Source organism: Candidatus Accumulibacter necessarius, from assembly GCF_036625085.1.
On the sequence record NZ_JAZKUM010000001.1, the window covers coordinates 58,822 to 76,653 of the forward strand.

14 protein-coding genes and 1 pseudogene are annotated in these 17,832 nt (G+C 61.0%); 6 read left to right on the top strand and 9 right to left on the bottom strand.

Translation table 11 applies throughout. From position 1 onward, the window contains the following. Nucleotides 1-142: 142 nt before the first annotated feature. From gloA to V5B44_RS00345, 4 genes are all read right to left on the bottom strand, one after another. Nucleotides 143-529, bottom strand: coding sequence for a lactoylglutathione lyase (gloA, locus tag V5B44_RS00330; RefSeq protein WP_332357155.1), 387 nt, complete (start codon nucleotides 527-529; stop codon nucleotides 143-145). Continuing rightward, nucleotides 526-744, bottom strand: a complete 219-nt coding sequence (locus V5B44_RS00335; protein ID WP_332357156.1) for a hypothetical protein — start codon at nucleotides 742-744, stop codon at nucleotides 526-528. Before V5B44_RS00335 ends, gloA begins: the two co-directional genes overlap by 4 nt. A gap of 363 nt (nucleotides 745-1,107) precedes the next feature. Next, nucleotides 1,108-1,728, bottom strand: coding sequence for an OmpA family protein (locus V5B44_RS00340; protein ID WP_332357157.1), 621 nt, complete (start codon nucleotides 1,726-1,728; stop codon nucleotides 1,108-1,110). 3 nt (nucleotides 1,729-1,731) lie between these two features. Next, the gene (locus V5B44_RS00345; RefSeq protein ID WP_332357158.1) at nucleotides 1,732-2,166 is read right to left on the bottom strand and encodes a FecR family protein; all 435 of its coding nucleotides are present in this window, start codon (nucleotides 2,164-2,166) and stop codon (nucleotides 1,732-1,734) included. A gap of 317 nt (nucleotides 2,167-2,483) precedes the next feature. Between V5B44_RS00345 and V5B44_RS00350 the strand changes: the two genes are divergently transcribed. Then, on the top strand, nucleotides 2,484-4,655 hold the full coding sequence (locus V5B44_RS00350) for a CHASE2 domain-containing protein (protein WP_332357159.1): 2,172 nt from the start codon (nucleotides 2,484-2,486) through the stop codon (nucleotides 4,653-4,655). A 148-nt stretch (nucleotides 4,656-4,803) separates the two neighbouring features. On the opposite strand, the gene V5B44_RS00355 is transcribed toward V5B44_RS00350, so the two are convergent. The 4 genes from V5B44_RS00355 to V5B44_RS00370 form a co-directional block, all read right to left on the bottom strand. After that, nucleotides 4,804-7,248 (bottom strand): cation:proton antiporter, encoded by a 2,445-nt coding sequence (locus V5B44_RS00355; RefSeq protein WP_332357160.1) that lies wholly within the window; start codon nucleotides 7,246-7,248, stop codon nucleotides 4,804-4,806. A 71-nt stretch (nucleotides 7,249-7,319) separates the two neighbouring features. Further along, complete coding sequence (glsA, locus tag V5B44_RS00360; protein ID WP_332357161.1) at nucleotides 7,320-9,143, bottom strand: glutaminase A; 1,824 nt, start codon at nucleotides 9,141-9,143, stop codon at nucleotides 7,320-7,322. Between the two features lie 432 nt (nucleotides 9,144-9,575). Continuing rightward, a complete protein-coding gene (locus tag V5B44_RS00365; protein WP_332357162.1) occupies nucleotides 9,576-9,986 on the bottom strand; it encodes a PIN domain-containing protein in 411 nt (136 codons plus the stop codon). Continuing rightward, nucleotides 9,973-10,206 (bottom strand): AbrB/MazE/SpoVT family DNA-binding domain-containing protein, encoded by a 234-nt coding sequence (locus tag V5B44_RS00370; RefSeq protein WP_332357163.1) that lies wholly within the window; start codon nucleotides 10,204-10,206, stop codon nucleotides 9,973-9,975. Before V5B44_RS00370 ends, V5B44_RS00365 begins: the two co-directional genes overlap by 14 nt. Before the next feature lie 758 nt (nucleotides 10,207-10,964). On the opposite strand from V5B44_RS00370, the gene V5B44_RS00375 reads away from it, so the two are divergent. Beyond that, a complete protein-coding gene (locus V5B44_RS00375; RefSeq protein WP_332357164.1) occupies nucleotides 10,965-12,455 on the top strand; it encodes a DUF1254 domain-containing protein in 1,491 nt (496 codons plus the stop codon). 752 nt (nucleotides 12,456-13,207) lie between these two features. Here the strand turns inward: V5B44_RS00375 and V5B44_RS00380 are convergent. After that, a pseudogene (locus V5B44_RS00380) lies at nucleotides 13,208-14,248 on the bottom strand (IS110 family transposase); the annotation flags it as partial. A gap of 336 nt (nucleotides 14,249-14,584) precedes the next feature. Here V5B44_RS00380 and V5B44_RS00385 point away from each other — a divergent pair. The 4 genes from V5B44_RS00385 to V5B44_RS00400 all read left to right on the top strand — a co-directional run bounded on the left by V5B44_RS00385 (nucleotide 14,585) and on the right by V5B44_RS00400 (nucleotide 17,653). Beyond that, nucleotides 14,585-14,935, top strand: coding sequence for a hypothetical protein (locus tag V5B44_RS00385; protein WP_332357165.1), 351 nt, complete (start codon nucleotides 14,585-14,587; stop codon nucleotides 14,933-14,935). Between the two features lie 178 nt (nucleotides 14,936-15,113). Continuing rightward, nucleotides 15,114-16,859 carry an acetate--CoA ligase gene (gene acsA, locus V5B44_RS00390; RefSeq protein ID WP_332357166.1) on the top strand — a complete coding sequence of 582 codons (1,746 nt, stop codon included), beginning with the start codon at nucleotides 15,114-15,116 and terminating at the stop codon, nucleotides 16,857-16,859. Then, the gene (locus V5B44_RS00395; protein WP_332357167.1) at nucleotides 16,856-17,122 is read left to right on the top strand and encodes an acyl carrier protein; all 267 of its coding nucleotides are present in this window, start codon (nucleotides 16,856-16,858) and stop codon (nucleotides 17,120-17,122) included. The genes acsA and V5B44_RS00395 overlap by 4 nt, the downstream gene beginning before the upstream one ends. A gap of 3 nt (nucleotides 17,123-17,125) precedes the next feature. Then, nucleotides 17,126-17,653, top strand: coding sequence for a GNAT family N-acetyltransferase (locus tag V5B44_RS00400; RefSeq protein ID WP_332357168.1), 528 nt, complete (start codon nucleotides 17,126-17,128; stop codon nucleotides 17,651-17,653). Nucleotides 17,654-17,832 lie beyond the last annotated feature (179 nt).

Genomic DNA, 17,832 nt, shown 5'->3' on the forward strand with positions numbered 1-17,832 from the left:
GGCTCGGCAGGATCCGGTTGACGGTTGCAGACACTGTGCTACGCGGGCTGCAGAATCGGTCGGAGCACGATTCTGCAGGCCTCCTCTTACGCCAGGCTGACTATCCGCGGCTCGCCGAAGTAATCGATGAGAATGCCCCGCTTCACGCCTTTTTCTGGATCAGCTCGATCTTGTAGCCGTCGGGATCCTCGACGAAGGCGATCACCGTCGTGCCGTGTTTCATCGGCCCGGCCTCGCGCACGACCTTGCCGCCGCGCGCCTTGATCTGCTCGCAAGCGGCGTAGGCGTCGGCGACCTCGATCGCCACATGGCCGAAGCCGCTGCCGATGTCGTAGGACGACGTGTCCCAGTTGTGCGTCAACTCAAGAACCGCCCCTTCGGATTCCGGGCCGTAGCCGACAAAGGCCAGGGTGAAGCGACCTGTCGGGTAATCCGTGCGCCGCAATTCACGCATGCCGAGGATTTCGGTGTAGAAGGCCAGCGAGCGACCGAGATCGCCGACTCGCACCATCGTATGCAGGATTCTCATGCCATTTCCTTACCAGTTTGGACAATGGGCGGCGCGCCGTTTAAGTGCTTCGCGTGCCGCCCGGAATCGGGACACAGCTGCGTAACGATCGCCGAGAAGCGCGGGCTGTGCTTCATTTTGCAGGGGTGACATGCACGGGGCTGCATGGCGATATAGAGTCCTCCACAAATCAATTCCTTGGCGGGATTCTCGCTGGTATGCAGATCGTCCTGCATGCACGAGGATGCACGTCTGACCCCGTAGATGGCCCTTACACACCGATTGACCGGTCAGGAGAACCGCCCTTGCCCACCTCAAGAGTCGGTCTTACAGACGCAATCGTAACAGCTATCGAGCCACCCGAAACGTCGGAGCTCTTCGTCTGGGATTCCGTGCGCGCGGGCCGCGCTGGCTGCTCGTCAGTTCGCTCGTGGCCGGTTGCCGTCACCGAAGGACGAAAACCCAGTAGCCGCTTATGCTCTGAAGCAGGCAGCCAGACGAGGAACGGCAGAGGCCGAGAGCCAACGGCCGCATCGCACGCACCCGGCGTGATGCTCAGATCAGGCGCGCCTCGCCCTGCACCAAGGAGTGATTCGCCATCAGCGGATCGACACTTCAACCCGTCGGTTCTTCGGCTCCCATACGTTGTCGGGCGTGGCGACCAGCAGGTTGCGCTTGCCGTGCGATTCCACCGTCAGGGCATGAACCCGGACGCCCTTTTCCTTGAGCAGTTGGGCAATCGTGGTGGCGCGCTTGAGAGAGAGTTGCTCGTTGTAGTCCGTCTTGTAAACGGTGTCCGTATGGCCGATCACTGAAATATCGACCGCCGGCCGGCGTGCCGTTTCGGCAATGATCTTCGGGATCAACGCTTCGGATTCTGGAGTAAGCGTGGTACCGCTCTTGAAGTAGAGCAGATAGCGCACGGGGATTTTCGGCTGCGCCGCCATGGCGTCGGCAAAGTCTTTCGTGATCTGGTCTGTCTCGACGGGCGCAGCCGGCGCGGAACCGTCGGTCGGTGCTCCCTGTCGTGCCTTGCTGATGAGTTGCTCGCCTTTCTGGCCCTTGATGACCACCTGGCCTGTGGAACCGTCGGGGCTTTCGAGCAGGACGACATAGGACTTCGGCGCGCAGCCGGCCAGTATCACCGCGACAATGGTGACGAGAAGAAGGCGGTTTGCCGGATGGCGAGGGTGAATTGGCTTCCGTGTGGCAGGACGCATGACCTATTCTTCCACCTTGACGACAAACTGCGTACCGCGCACGCCGATGGTGCCACTTGGTGTCCTGACAGTTACGGCATCTGGCTGGAGTTTGGCGATGACGCCCGAAACGTAGTTGAGACTACCCTTGGCCAGCTTGCTGCCGAGCTTGAGTTTAGCCTGTACGGGGACGTAGAGGTACTCATCCACGACAAACTCGGTATCCGGGCCAAAGGACATCACCGTTTCATCCTTGAAGGTGACACCCATACTGCTCCTCGGACCGGTCTGCAGCACACTTCCCTGGTGCACGGCTGAACCGACCTCGGCCTTGAACCTCTTGCCGCCGTTCGTCACCGAGGCTTCCCCGGTGACATTCTTGACGTAGCCGATCGACGTCTCGTCGGCCCATACGCAAGTGGTCAGCAGCAGGGCACAAATCAAGGTCAATCGAGTCATTTCGCTCTCCTCCATAATGTCTGTCACGGGGATCGTGCAACGTTGACTTCAGCAAGGCGCCGACGACATGGCCAGTTCATCTTGCACAAACTCCGTACAAAGCGCATCAGCCAATTCGCGCAACAAACGGCCCACGTGCGAGACTATACACTACCCTTTGCAGACGATCCCTTGTCAGGGATCACCCTGACCATGTCTCCACTCGGAAGTTTCCCGCTTTGTGGGCGACATGCGAACGACGTACTATTTGTCCTCTGGAGAACGCTGCTCTTCGGATCGGATGCGTTTCGACGAAAATTAACCGATTGGTCGAAGACATGAAGAGTACCTCTCTGAAGCACCTGGGCGCTTTTCTGCCAATCATTCCGGTTGTGCTTGGGCTGGCGCTGCTGCTGCTCGACCCATTGTCACTGCAAGCCTTGCGCCACAATCTGTTCGACCAGTATCAGCGTTGGCATCCACGCGAGTATACGGAGGTGCCTGTGCGCATCATCGACATCGATGAGGAAAGCCTGGCCCGCGTGGGCCAGTGGCCGTGGCCACGCACGCGGCTTGCCGAACTTGTTGACAAGCTCAATGCGGCGGGCGTCGCTGCCATCGGCTTTGACGTGGTGCTTGCCGAGGCCGACCGCACTTCACCGCGAGCAATGGCCGCGTTGTGGTCACTGCAAGGCCCGTTGCGCAACGCCATTGAAAACCTGCCCGATCATGACCAGGTACTGGCGCAAAGCCTGAGCGGGGCCCCCGTGGTACTTGGCTTCATTGTCCAGCGTGGCAAGACGCAAGACAGCGCGACCGGGGACCATGCCACAACAACCCCAGCAGCCATACTGCCGGCCAGACCATTCCGGTACATCAGTTCAGGGGAGCAACCGGGGCGCTGGCTACATCGCTTCGACAGCGCAATTTCGGCCCGGCCCGAGTTGGCAAAGGCCGCCCAAGGCAACGGCGCACTGAGTTTCGTGCCGGATGGCGACGGCGTGGTCCGGCGCGTTCCGCTGGTGCTGCAACTCGCAGGCGAGCCTGTTCCGACACTGGTCGCGGAAACCCTGCGGGTAGCCCAGGGTGAGCGAAACTATGTGCTGAGAACGCAGGGCAGCGACATCGGTCTCGAAGAGATCCGGATCGGCCAGTTCAGGATTCCGACCACGGCGGAGGGCGAGATCTGGGTGCATTACTCGCCCGAGGTTGCCAGCCGCTACCTTCCGGCCTGGAAGGTTCTTGCCGAGACGATCCCGGGCGCGATGCTCGATGGCCAGCTGGTACTCATCGGCAGTTCTGCCGAAGGGCTGATGGACCTCCGATTCAGTCCGCTCGGCCGCATCATGCCCGGTGTCGAAGCGCACGCCCAGGCCCTCGAACAGATTCTTTCCGGTTACATCTTGCGGCGCCCGGGCTGGGCCCGAGCCGTGGAAAGTATCGCCATCATCATAGGCGGGTTCGCCATCGGGTTTGTCGCCATCCGGGCCAGCGCGTTGACCGCAGCCGGCACGACTCTGATCTTGCTGAGCGTGGTACTCTTCGGCGGCTGGTATGGCTTCCGCGAACACGCGCTGCTCCTCAACACCGTCACACCGGCCCTGACCTTCGCCTTGGCTTTCGTTCTTGGCAGCCTGCTCCACCACTTCATCAGCGAGCGAGAGCAGCGCCGGATCAGGGATGTCTTTTCCCGTTACGTTTCGCCGAACCGCGTCCGCTATCTGGTCGACCACCCGGAGGCCATGGAACTAGGTGGTTGCCGGCAGGAATGCAGTTTCATTTTCACCGACCTGGCTGGCTTTACCACCCTGATGGAGACTATCGACCCCGGCGAGGCTGTGTCCCTGCTCAATGCTTACCTCGACCAGATGATCGGCATTGCCTTCCGCCACGAGGGCACTCTTGATCGCATCGTCGGTGATGCGGTGGCGATCATGTTTTCCGCGCCAGTGCTGCAGGCCGACCACCGTGCCCGCGCCCTGGCCTGCGCCCTGGAGATGGACGCTTTTGCCAGCGACTACGCTGCAGAACTCAACGCCAGAGGTGTCGCCTTCGGTGAGACGCGCATAGGGATTCACTCCGGAGAAGTGATTGTCGGCAATTTCGGGGGCACGACCATTGCCGATTATCGGGCACTGGGAGACCCGGTCAACACGGCCGCTCGCCTGGAAAGTGTCAACAAGCGGATCGGCACGCGCATCTGCGTCTCAGAAGCGACCCTGGGTGGCTGCCCCGACGCCCAGGCGCGCCCGATTGGCCGGCTGCTTCTCAAGGGAAAAAGCCAGGCGCTGCAGGTCTTTGAGCCTCTTGACGGCGCCCGGCTGCGGAAGTACGCGCCCCTCGAAGAATACCGGGCAGCTTACCGTTTAATGGCCAACGAAACGCCGACTGCAGCCGCCGTCTTCCGTGACCTGGCCACACAGTATCCGGATGACCCGCTTGCGGCCCTGCACCATCGCCGGCTCGCCGAAGGATCCCGGGGAGACCTCATAGTGCTGACCGAGAAGTAGCGAGGGGAGGAAGTGACCGCCCATGACGGCAGCGCGCTGCCGGCGCAGGCCTTTTCGATAAAGTTGAAATGCGCGGGGCGCTGTTGGAGTGGACCTCGATGGCGAACCGGTCTTTAGGGGTGGAGACCGACCGCGAATTGCTTCGGCGCTAGTTGCGTCCCAGACGGACCGTTGCCGTTTCGGCGACTTGAGCTTGCAGGTCCGGGTTTCGGGCAAGCAGGCTGGCAAAGTCGCCTGCTGTCATGACCAGCACTTCGCAGAATGCCAGTGCGATCACATCGGCAGCGCGGGGCGCCTGGGTCAGCAACGCGAGCTCGCCAAAGAAATCACCCGAGCCGAGCCTTCTCGGTCCGCTGGCAAGCTTGACCTCGACGGCACCCGATGCCAGGAAAAACATCTCCCGGCCTTTTTCGCCCTTGCGGATGATGGTCTCGCCAGGCACGATGAAACGCGGCCTCAGGAGCGGGACGATGGACTCGAGGAAGGCTGCATCAAGTCCGTGAAAAAAAGGAAGCCTGACCAGCAGTTCCGTGGGGCTCAGCTTGAGGTCGAGAGGCGGACGCTGATTGGCAGACTGCCAGCGGACGTCGAGGTCGCGCAGCAGATCCTTGAAGACTTCACGGCTGATTACGGCCTCGTCGACAAGCCTCTGATATTCAGAGTTTTCGATGCGCAGTGCGGCACGCTCGAGGTAGCGCACCTGCATGACTTCGGCGAATTCGCCGTATTGAAGGCGCAGTGCGGCAAGTGCCTTCTCGATGGCCTCCAGGCGTCGCTGCAGCACGATTGCCAAGGAGTCGGCAGCCTGGGCGCCGAGCATTTCCGGAATGCGCTCCGCGGCGAATTGCAGCAGGCTATGGGTGGTGGCCCGGCCGACGAGAAGGGACTCCTGGCGGTCGGCCAGGGCTCTTGCCAGGAGAGTTGAGCTTCCGAAGCGCCGCTGCAGTTCGGCGGACAGCCGGAAGGGTAGGGAGAAGCCCAATTCTTCACGTGCGGCAGCTTCATACCCTGCCTGCCCCTCGGATTTCGCCCGGTCTTCAAGATCGTACGCGCGTGCCACCAGGTTACGCACGATCCGGCCCGAAACGATGCGCTCGTGATAGTTCTGGAAGTGTAGCAACTGCTCGCGTTGCGCCGTCGTGACCAAGGCTGAACGCAGGCGCTCGCCCGGAGATGGCACATGGTCGGCCTGCAGCACGGTTTCCGCTTCATTCATGCGCACCGAGTATTGTTCGGCCAGGCGTTCGCGGGCTGCGGGTTCGATATGGTATCGGTCGGCGGCGACCACGAGCCGGTCCTTGACCATCCCGAGACTATGCGCAATCGCGCGGCCGCGGAGGAATCGGTCAATCGGCTCGAGGCGGTCGATGCCGAGAATCCGGATCAGCGGCCGAAGGGTGAGGCCATTGACGAAGAGAGTGATCAGTACGAACGCGGTGACAAGGGTGGCCACCAGATGCTTGACGTCTGCGGGCACCGCAGGGTGCTCGACGACGGCGAGGGCCAGGGCAAGAGAAATGGCACCCCGCAGCCCCCCCCACAGGATGACCAGACGCAGGTCGGAATTCACCTTCTGGGCGAGGCCCACGGCACTCATCATTGGCATGAGGAAGTACAGAACGAGTCCGCGGGCAGCCAGGGCGCAAAGCAGGAGTACGGCGAGCAAAAAAATATCCGCCATGCCGACATCGGCCAACAGGCCGGGAATACGCAGGGCGGCGAGCAGGAAGATCAACCCGCTCGCCCAATAACCCAGCTGTTTCCAGGTTTCGACCAGGAAACTCCAGGTCTTCGGCGAGACCCGGGTTCTCCCGTCATAGGCAAAGACGAGCGCAGCGACGACCACGGCGACGACACCGGAAAAATGGAAGCCGTATTCGCCGATGGCGAAGGCAAGATAGGCGACAACGACCGTCACCGTGACCTCCGCCATGCGCTTGCCGGGAAGAAATTGAAGAAGCTGAGTGGCCAGGATGGACAGACTGAATCCGACGAGAAAGCCCCCGGAGAAGCCGCGCAGGAATGCAAAGATGGCATCGCTTGCATCGCCCGAGCCGACGGTCAGCATGGTCATCAGTACCGAGAACAGCGCGATGGCGGCTGCGTCGTTGAAGAGGCTCTCGCCCTCGACCAGAAGGGTTAGCCGGTGCGGAACGCTGATGTCCTTGAACAAGGCCACCACGGCCACGGGATCGGTAGTCGAAACGATCGCTGCCAGTAGCAGGCAGGCAACCAGGGAATACGACGAGAAGTTGGCAAGCCCGAAGCCGATGACCAGCGTTGATGCCATCACGGCGACGACGGCCAGGAGGAAAATCGGCACGACATCCTCGAGCAGGCGACGGACATCGATCTCGATTGCAGTTTCAAACAGCAGTATGGGTAGAAACAGGTAGAGAAAGGCTTCGCTGGACAGCGACAACGAAGCGCCCAGAGGATGGCTCGAGAAATCCATGGCGAAGCCCGCGGCCGCGCCGAAGATCACCAGCACAAGGGACAGCGGCAAGGCCAGGCGGCGGGCGACAGGCTCCATCGCCACGACAACTGCCAACAGCAGGGCTACACCAAGGACTGAAATCGGGATACTGGCCATTCACTGCTTCCCTTTCGTTTCAATCATCTCGTCGAAATTGACGATACCGGCTGGCATATGCTTCGGGACAGTCAGGCCAGGGCTGCAATCCATTGGGTCGCCCGCCGCAGGCTTTCGGCCATGTCGCGGGAAATGTTTTCGAGCAGGACGATCCTGAGCGTTGGAGCCTCTCGCGCCAGGCGGTCGATGTCGTCGGCTTCCAGTACCCAGCAACTGACCTCGCCGTCGGCAACGACAGTCGCGCTTCTCGTCGTTTGTCCGAGCAGGGCCATCTCGCCGAAACTCATGCCCGGGCCGAGCGTGGTGATGCGCTGATGGGCCCCGTTCTTCAGCGGGACGAGAATGCTCACGTGTCCATCTGCAATGAAAAAGACACGGCCGTCACCGGCCTGGCCGGTAGTCAGTATCGATTCGTCCTGGCGATAGTGCTGCACGGTGGCTGCCTTTTCGACCTGCGCCAGCAGTTCGGGCGGCAAGCCACGCAGGAGTGGGCAGTCGGCGAGCGAAATCGGGTCGCGCGTCGGCATGGCCAAATCGCCCAGAAGATGGTTCTCACACCACTCGACCGCCAGGTCGTTATCTTCGAAGCTCAGGTATCCACGATCATTCTTCGGTGATGTCGTGCTCAGGAAATGCTTGATCGCGTGGCGCCGGTGAATTCTGGAAAAGACGACGGCTATGTTCTCGCCAGCAAAGCGCAGGCGGGCATCGTTGAGCAAGCGGGCTGCGCTTTCCGAGAGCCCGTCCACCTGATGCATGTCAAGAATGAAGCTGGAACTGTCCGCTGCCATCTCGATCATCCGGCGGATGACATACTCGATGCCGTCGACGGCAAGAAAGCCGTGCAGGCAAAGGTACTTGATCCGGTGCGCATTGTCGTTCAGGTAGCTGCGCATCGTCGGCGATGGTTGGCGCTTCGAGGGTGCCTGGTCAGCCGTATAGATCCGGCCAAGCGCCATACTGGGATCGCCGGCCCGGCTGAAGACATGCAGGCCGAAGTCTCGCGAGAGATGCCGGCAAACCTCGATGCCACGCACGCTGTTCCCTTTCGGGTCCAGGCGCGGGGAGAAGACGCCGATGCCGAAGCGCCCGGGAAGGACTGCAATGATGCCGCCGCCGACCCCGCTCTTGGCCGGCATGCCTACCTCGTAGACCCAACTGCCGGCAAAGTCGTACATGCCGCAAGTGGCCATCACGCTCAGCACGCGCTCGACGTGCTCCAGGGGCAAGGCGCGGCGGCCGGTGAGCGGATGGACGCCGCCATTCGCCAGCGTCGCGGCCATGAAGGCGAGATCCCGGCAGTCCACAAGGATCGAACACTGCCGGAAGTAATTCTCGAGCGAAGCCATTGGCTCGCCGTCGATGATGCCGAAATTCTTGAGCATCCAGGCAATCGCACGGTTGCGGAAACCTGTGTCGCTTTCCGAACGATAGACATCTTCGTCGATATCCAGATCCCGCCCAATGAAGGTGCCGATCGAATCGACGATCCTTTGCCATTGTGCTGCGGGTGTCGCGCCTGCGACAAGGCTGGCCGTAGCGATTGCACCAGCATTGATCATCGGATTGAGCGGCGCACCAGTTTTGGGATCAAGGCTGATGGAGTTGAAAGCGTCGCCGCTCGGCTCGACGCCAACTTTGCCGGCGACGAATTTGACGCCGCGGTCGGCCAGTGCCGTGGCATAGACGAACGGCTTGGAGATCGACTGGATAGTGAATTTCTGCGCTGAGTCACCCGTCGAATAGACCGCACCGTCCATCGTGACGAGGCAAATGCTGAACCAGGAAGGGTCTGCCTTGGTCAGTTCAGGGATGTAGTTGGCCAACTCGCCGCCCTGCATTTCAGCGACTCGCGCATGAAGACCATCCAGATAAGCTTGTATCGGAGATTGCATACCCGGTTCCTGTGAAGTTGAATGATCTGCCTTACAAGCACGTACCGTACCCGCGACCCCGCAAATGGATGGAGCCCTGCGCGGAACCGCCGAGTCAGCAGGATTGAACCGATTGGCCCTGAGCGCGTGGTCAGCCCAAGCACAACATCACCCTGAAACCCTTGCGTATCACAATGGATTCGGCCACTTCAAGCCAGTCCGCGCAGTCCGTAGATGCCTCTTACGTCAGGTTTGGCAGTGTTCTGCTTCGCTGCCGCAACTCGGCCCGCAACGCCTGCCAATCTGGGCAAGCGCCTGCGGCGATTGCTTACCGCCGTTGCGCAATTTACCCAGGATCGATGCAGAAGAAATTGCACGCCGTATTGACGAGCAGCGTAACGGCTGGAAGGCCAGCTGATGCGCCGCGCCTATGCCGCCATGATGCGTCGGACCTCAAGTCACGCGAAACGGATTCCGAATCCGCAGCGACCGCTCGATGAGCAGACCATCCTGCATGTCCTCGGAAAACAGCGTCGTGCAGCCGGCGTCCAGTGCGGCGGCGGCGATCATGCCGTCGTAGATGGACAGGCGATAGCGCTCCGCGAGGTGCACGCCCAGTTCATGCGTGACCTCGGTCAGCGCATGAACCTGACAAATCGCACGGATGGGCGCCAGGACGTCGCGTACTTCGGCGTGGGTCATGTCCAGCTTGCGCGTGGCAACCGAGGCGAACTCGTTGAGTACCTGCACGCTGAGGTGCCCCCCCTCACCAATCAACGCCTCCGCCGCGTCGGCCTTGGCATCATCACCCGAAAGAAGATAGAGCAGGATGTTGGTGTCGAAAAAATGCTCAGGAACGCTCATGCGCTTCGAGCCGGTCGAATTTGAAACCGGCGGGCAGGCGCCCGCGATATTGCCGCAGGCGCGCCAGCAACTCGCGCGGTGGCGTAGCGCGCTGCACGTCGAGTTGCCGCTCACCCACAACATGGATTTCGATGTCGTCTCCGGCTTTGAGCTGCAAGGCTTCGATCACCGCTGCTGGCAGCCGGACAGCCAGGCTGTTTCCCCATTTGGCAATTTGCATGATGTTTCCTTCGATTGAAGATATACAGGCTTAAATTGTATATCTTTCTTCTCTGGGGACAAGAGCTACACCATAAAGAGCTAAAGGGGCCGAATTAAATGTCTTACCTTGCCGTTACTGCTATCCGCCTTAGGCAGTCTGGATAGCCGCGCACCGCGAGTGACCGCCACGTTGAACGTCTGCTTTCCTCGGCGCCGGCAGTCGGCTATGGGTCGGTTGCCGACAGAAAACAACGAAAACTCGGTAGCCGCTTATGCTCTGGAGCGGCCCGCCAGACGACCAGCTGCTGGAGTTGAGCCCGAACGACCGGATCAGATTGACAGCAGTCGTTCGGGTTTTCCTGGCAACTGGCAGCAACCGACCTTCAGCTGCCATACGCTGTGTCAGAGGTTCTATGGCCGGTGACTGAGTGGAGCCGCCGTTCATGACGACTGATCACCGACAAGTCGTCGGCCACAGCCGACCGTGGGCCAGTGGTCAGACGCCGGCGGCAATACGTCGATAACCCCCCGTACAACTGGGGATCGCGTCCTACGACCGCTTTCCCTTCCGGCGAACTCGTTCTTTCGACCCTCTCCGGTCATTCAAATTTTCCGGGGGCGGACACCGAAGCCAGGCCGTGGAGGCTCCGCGATGCGCACGCCGAAGGGGTTGATCTGGACGAATCGCGCTGGCGAACCGGGCGCGATTCTGTTATGTTTTCGGCGGCACGCTCGACCCGGTCGCCGAAAATTGCTCACGCCCAGGAGACACCCAAGATGAAATCAATATCGAGGCCATTCCTCCACACGCTCGCTTTGTGCGCCGTCACCGCCACTTTGATTGCAGGTTGCGGCAAGAAGGATGAGCCCGTCGTTCAGGTCGAAAAGAAGGAAGTCACGAAAGACGTCGTGAAGAGTGTTGCCGCACCCACCATCGAGCAAACCAAGGCAATCGCCGAGGAGGGTTTCATCTACGGATTACCGCTGGTGATGAACTATGCTGTGATGAACGCGTTCGCGGTGAACCGCGACTCCGGACAGTTCAAGGCGCCGTTCAACCAGATCCACTGCGAGGCCAACGTTTTCACGCACGAGAACACGGCCGTCGTCACTCCCAACAGCGACACGCCCTATTGTCTTCTCTGGGTGGATTTGCGCGCCGAACCTATGGTGGTGTCCGTCCCGGCAGTGCCGAAATCGCGTTATTACTCCTTGCACCTGTGCGACGGCAATACGTTCAATTACGGCTTCATCGGTACGCGAACGACAGGTCCGGAAGCCGGCGATTTTCTGATTGTGGGCCCCGACTGGAAAGGCGAAACCCCGGCGGGAATCAAGAAGGTATTCCGTTCTTCAACACAGCAGTCAATCGTCATCTTCCGGACCCAGCTCTTCAGCCCGGCCGATCTCCCCGGCGTGGCCAAGGTCCAGGCCGGCTACAAGGCGCAGCCACTGTCTGCGTTCCTCAAGCAGCCGCCGCCGGCGGCTGCACCCGCGATCGATTTTCCGAAGATCGACGATGCGATGCTGAAGGCCAACTTCTTCGACTATCTCAATTTCGTGCTGGCGTTCGGGCCTCCCGGCCCGGAAGAGAATGAGATTCGCGCCAAGCTCGCCAGCATCGGCGTCGGTCCCGGCAGAACGTTCGATTTCAAGGACCTTTCTCCAGAGCACAAGGCTGCCGTGCTGCAGGGAATGAAGGATGGCGACGCGAAAGTAGACCACGCTGTGGCTAACTTCGGCAAGAACATCAACGGCTGGAATGTCGGTTCGGCCCAAGGGGACCGGTCCTACTTCGATGGCAACTGGTTGCTGCGCGCGGTCGGTGCCCGCGCCGGGATTTACGGCCTCGACGCCGTCGAGGCGACGTATCCCATGACTCGGGTGGACGCCGCCGGGGAACCGCTCGACAGCAGCAAGCACACTTATACGCTCACTTTTGCGCCGGGCAAGCTGCCGCCCGTGAATGCGTTCTGGTCGATCACGATGTACGACGGCACAAGTCAGTTGTTGGTCAAGAACGCGATCGGCCGCTATCTGATCAACTCACCGATGCTTCCAGGAATGAAGAAGAACAAGGACGGGTCGCTCACGCTGTACATCCAGAAGGATTCGCCCGGCAAGGCAAAGGAATCGAATTGGCTGCCGTCACCGAACGGCCCCATGTTCGTCGTCATGCGGCTGTATTGGCCGACGGAAACGCCACCGTCGATCTTCCCGCTCGGCGAAGGCACTTGGCCACCACCGGGAATCATTGCGTCCAAATAGCGCCGTAAGCTTCCCGCCAAGTCGACAGTTTCGAAATGGAAGTCTGCTTTGCTCGTCGCCTGTGGTCGCCTATCGGTCGGTTGCGGACAGCAAACCACGAAAACTCAGCGGCCGCTTGTGGCCCTGGAGCGGCCAGCTCGACGGGAAACCGCCGAGTCCGAGCATCAACGGCCGCCGGATCAGACTGGAAGCAGCCTCTAAGGGACTTCCTGTCAACCCCGCGGTTTTAAGACCGGCCGTCAGGCCAGTTCGTCGTTGATCAAGATGTATTGATGTACATGGTTGTTCTCATTCCGCTTCCGGATCGCGCATTGCTGGCAGTAGTGTTGTGCTGGACAGGAACAGAGCAGACTGTCATCCCTCTAACCGGCCGTTCAGCGCACGCATGCGCTGGGCCATGCAATAAACCGCTCCGGTGGGCCTCAGTCGTTCATCGTCACGACCCGGGATCGGAGGATCAATCCTTGCCCGTAAATGGTCGGCTCAGGCTGCTTTTCAGGCTCTCCACCGGCGGGTCTGACCTGTGGTGTCTTGCACTGCACTTATGCAGTCGTTCGCGCTCCGTTTCTTTCAGTAGGTTTTGGTTTTTCGATCGGTGACTTGCGGCGCCACCGCAGACTTATCCACGGGCGCGCTCGCCAAAGCGCGCCTCATACGCTGGCGGCGGCGAGCGCGACGGTGGGTAAGTCGTCATCACAGGCCTTCTGTCTATCACCCGGACAAACCGTCGCGTGGGCCGCTTCCCAGTCTTTATAGGCATCAGCGTTGTACGCCTCGCCGTGGGTGATCATGGCCCATACCTGCCGCGCATGCTTGTTCGCGATGGCAACAGCCGCCTTGTGATAGCCAGCCCGGTCATTGAGCTTGACCATCCACAACTGAAGTCGATTCAGCGTATCCGGCTTGTTCTTGTGCAGACGAAGCGCGGCTTGCAGAACACAGCGCGCACCCTGAACAAGAAGACTGCGCAAATACGAATCGCCGCGCCGGGTGATGGCTCCCAAATGCGTCTTGCCGCCGCTCCCGTGTTGGCGCGGCGTAATCCCCAGACTGGCGGCAAACTGACGACCATTCTTGAACTGACGCGCATCACCCACCGTGGCGATAATCGCATCGGCTGTGAGCGGCCCAATCCCAGGGCGACTGCGCAGGCGAATTACGGCCGGGTCACTCTTGCTTTGCTGAGCAATTTGTCGTTCGCATTCTCCAAGACGTTTGTCCAGTACGCCGACTTGCTCACGGACGCTTTGCGCCATCAACTGGATGCTCTGCGGATAGGCACTGTCACTTTCCAATTCCGCCAATTTGCGCCGGATCTTGGTGGCGCCGAGTTCCACGACGAGGCCAAACTCCGTGAGCAATCCACGAATGCGGTTGAATAACGCGGTTCTCTCCGCCTTCCACCCTTCGCGCAGGCGATGCCAGGCCAAGCGTTGCTGTTGTTCCTCGGTCTTGATGGTGACAAAGCGCATTCCTGGCGCATGCAATGCCGTGAGAACGGCTTCAGCATCACGCGTATCGTTCTTGACGCGTTTGTTCTTTCGGTACGGTCGCACGAACTCGGCGGCAATAAGCGGGGGTTCGAGACCCAATGCCTGCATCGTACGCCCCCAACTGTGCGCAGAACTACAGGCTTCCATCGCCACGATCGTGCCCGCTGGCAAGGTACCCAGCCACTTCAGAAACGCGCCACCTTTCAGCAACGATGAGCGGCCAGCATGACCACGGCTATCTCCCTCGCAAATGGCAAAAACGGACTTTGCCAAGTCAATTCCTACTGTCGTAACATTCATTTGGACTTCCCCTTTCTGCGTTTCAGATTGATGGATAGAAACTCAATCTTGGCACATCGATGCCGGTTGGCTTACGCCACCTGCGGAATGTGGGAAGTCCTCTTTATAGTGGTTCAGATTATTTCGGCCACTGGCTGCCACCGACCCCAAGCGGAAGTACAGATGCAGTACGGTGACTGTCTCAAGCCGGGCTGCTGTGCGCTGGCGTGTGCTACGGCAGCGCCGGCGTGACGGAAGAGGCTGCGGGCGACCGACCTCCATGCTTGCACTATCCACGCCATGCGCCTCGTCGGAACGGTAGGCTATTGAGGCGGAGTTGGGCGCCTGCCCGAGGAATTGGATATTGACGACCGCGTCATCTGCGAGGTTGCCGACCGGCTGCTGCTCCGGGTCGATCTCGGCCAACTGCTGCCGGAACCGGCCGGACAGTGGCTGCAGGCCTACGGCGCCAAAATCCACCTGAGCACTCGCGTCAGCCAGATCAAAAAAGCTGAAAACGGCTTCGCTATCGACGGTGAAACCTTCGCCGCCGCCATCATCGCCAGCGCGCCGCAACATGTCGGCGCCCTGTGGCCGCCTGCCGCCACGGACCACACCTACGAACCGATTGCCACGGACTACCCCCCCGATTGCCGGACGACTGACCCGCGAGTCATTCTTGCCGGCGACTACAGCTGGGCGGATTAGCGGCAGCGCATGAAGGCACTGTCCGTAGCGGTCGACGCGCGGCGCAACTGGCGCTGGCAGTCTCGATGCAAGACTGTCGAAGCCTGCCCCCATTCGAGGCGCGCTTGAGACGCACGAACGCGGAACATGCAGCCCCGAATGAGAATACCATGGCCTGGTTTCCGTGATGGATGCACCGATGAGACCACCGCTGATTCGCAAGTCGCCGGTTGATTCGCCCTCGACAGCAAATGGCGCCACGTTTTCATGGGCACTGATCGGCCGCGAGCTCGGCGGATCCTCCGATGGCACCATCAATATTGCCCATCTGGCTGTCGACCGCCATGCCCGTTCCGCCCGTGCCGAGAAAACTGCCTTCCGGTTTCTGGGGGAGGATGGCAGCACCCGCAACGTCAGCTATCGCGAACTCGCCGGCCTGACTGACCGCTTCGGGAACACCCTCAAATCGCTGGACGTGCAGAAAGGGGACCGCGTGTTCGTGCTGTGCGGCCGCATCTGCGAGCTTTACGTCGCGGTACTCGGTGCGCTCAAGATCGGCGCCGTGGTCTCGCCGCTTTTTCAGTCCTTCGGTCCCGAGCCGATCCGCAGCCGCATCGCCCAGGCGGCCGGCAAAGTGCTGGTGACGACGGCCAGCGCCTATCAACGCAAAGTTGCCGCACTGCGCGCCGAACTCCCCTCCCTCCGGCATGTCCTGCTGATCGACGATCTCGGCGCCGGCTTCATTATGGACACCCTGGACCTGCATGCCCTGCTGCGCGCCGCCCCGGAAACTCCGGCGCTGGTGCCAACGGGCCCCGAAGACCCGGCCCTGCTGCATTTCACCAGCGGCACGACCGGCCTGCCGAAGGGGGCCATCCACGTCCACGGCGCCGTCCTGACGCATTACGCCACGGCGCGGATCGCCCTCGACCTGCATCCGGATGACGTGTTCTGGTGCACGGCCGATCCGGGCTGGGTGACCGGCACCTCGTACGGCATCGTCGCGCCTCTGGTCATCGGCGCCACCTGCATCGTCGATGAGGCAGACTTCGACCCACTGCGCTGGGTCCACATTCTCGAAAGCGAGCGGATCAATGTCTGGTACACCGCGCCGACGGCGATCCGGCTGCTGATGAAGGCCGGCCCCGAACTGTTTGCCGGGCACCGTTTTCCCGGCTTGCGCTTCATTGCCAGCGTGGGCGAGGCGCTCAACCCGGAAGCGGTGTGGTGGGGGCAGGATGTCCTTGGGCGACCGATCCACGACAATTGGTGGCAGAGCGAAACCGGCGGCATCATGATTGGCAACACCGCCACCCAGGACATCAAGCCCGGCTCGATGGGTCGCCCCCTGCCGGGCATTGCCGCCCATGTCGTCCGCCACCAGGAGGGCGAACCTGTCACGGTGATCGAGGCGCCCGATACGATCGGCGAACTGGCGCTGGAAATCGGCTGGCCGTCGATGTTTCGCGGCTATCTCGACCAGCCGGCGCGCTACCGCGAGTGCTTTGCCGGCAATCTCTATCTCACCGGCGATCTGGTGCGGCGTGATACCGATGGCTACTACTGGTTCGTCGGCCGCAGCGACGACGTGATCAAGTCATCCGGCCATCTGATCGGCTCGTTCGAGGTGGAGAGCGTGTTGATGGAGCACCCGACGGTTGCCGAGGTAGGCGTCATCGGCAAACCCGATGAGCTGGCCGGCGAAGTGATAAAGGCCTTTATCGTGCTCAAGCGCGACATCGAACCAAGCGAAGGCCTTCGCCTCGCGTTAATGGCCCACGCGCGTCGGCGTCTCGGCGCAGCCGTGGCACCGAAGGAAATTGCATTCGTGCCGGCACTGCCACATACTCGTAGTGGAAAAATCATGCGCCGGCTCCTCAAGGCAAGGGAACTCGGACTGCCCGAAGGCGACCGTTCGACGCTGGCGCAAGGGGAGGAAATATGACTCAGAAGCACGAACAAATCCGCACGGAAGTTCTCGCCATCGTCAGGCGGTTGGCCCCGGAAATCGATCCGGCGCGGATCGTCCCCGATAAACCCCTGCGCACCCAGATCGACCTCGATTCCATGGACTGGCTCAACGTGCTGGCGACCATCCACGAGAAACTGGGGGTGAATATCCCCGAAACCGACTACGGCAAGGTTGTGACCCTGGATGGCATCGTCAACTACCTGGCCGAGAAGATACCAGCCGCCCCGGAGGAGTGAATCGTGGCCGACTATCCAGCCGAACTTGTCCGCGAGCGTACCCTTTTCGACGGCAGCCCGGTCACCATCCGCCCGATCCGCGCCGAAGACAAGCCGCTGGAACAGGAGTTCGTGCAGCATCTTTCCGCCGACTCGCGCTACAAGCGCTTCATGTCCACACTGAAGGAACTGCCACCCGGCAAGTTGAAGTACCTGACCGAGATCGACTACGTACGGCACCTGGCGCTGGTGGCCATCATCCAGCGCGACGGGCAGGACGTCGAGATCGGCGTGGCGCGCTATATCGCCGGCCCGAGTGGCGACGAATGCGAGTTCGCCATTGCCATAGACGATGAATGGCAGGGCAGCGGCGTCGCCGGCATCCTGATGCTGGAATTGATCGACGCGGCCAGGGCGCGCGGCATGCAGAAGATGGAAGCCTTCATCCTTGCCGCCAACAACAACATGATCAAGTTCGCCCACCAACTCGGCTTCGCATTGCACAGGGACCCTGACGACCCCGGCATGTTCCATGCTGTGCGTTCGCTGTAGTAGATCCGCAAACGAGCCTTGAACGGCGCTGTGGCCCACCGATCGTGCCGAGCGCCATGAAGCAGCAATGAACCGATTGGCCCTGAGCGTGTGGTCAGCCCAAGCACAGCATCACCCTGAAACGCTTGCGTACCAATCGATTCGGCCACTTCACGCCAGTCGACGCAGTCCGCAGATGC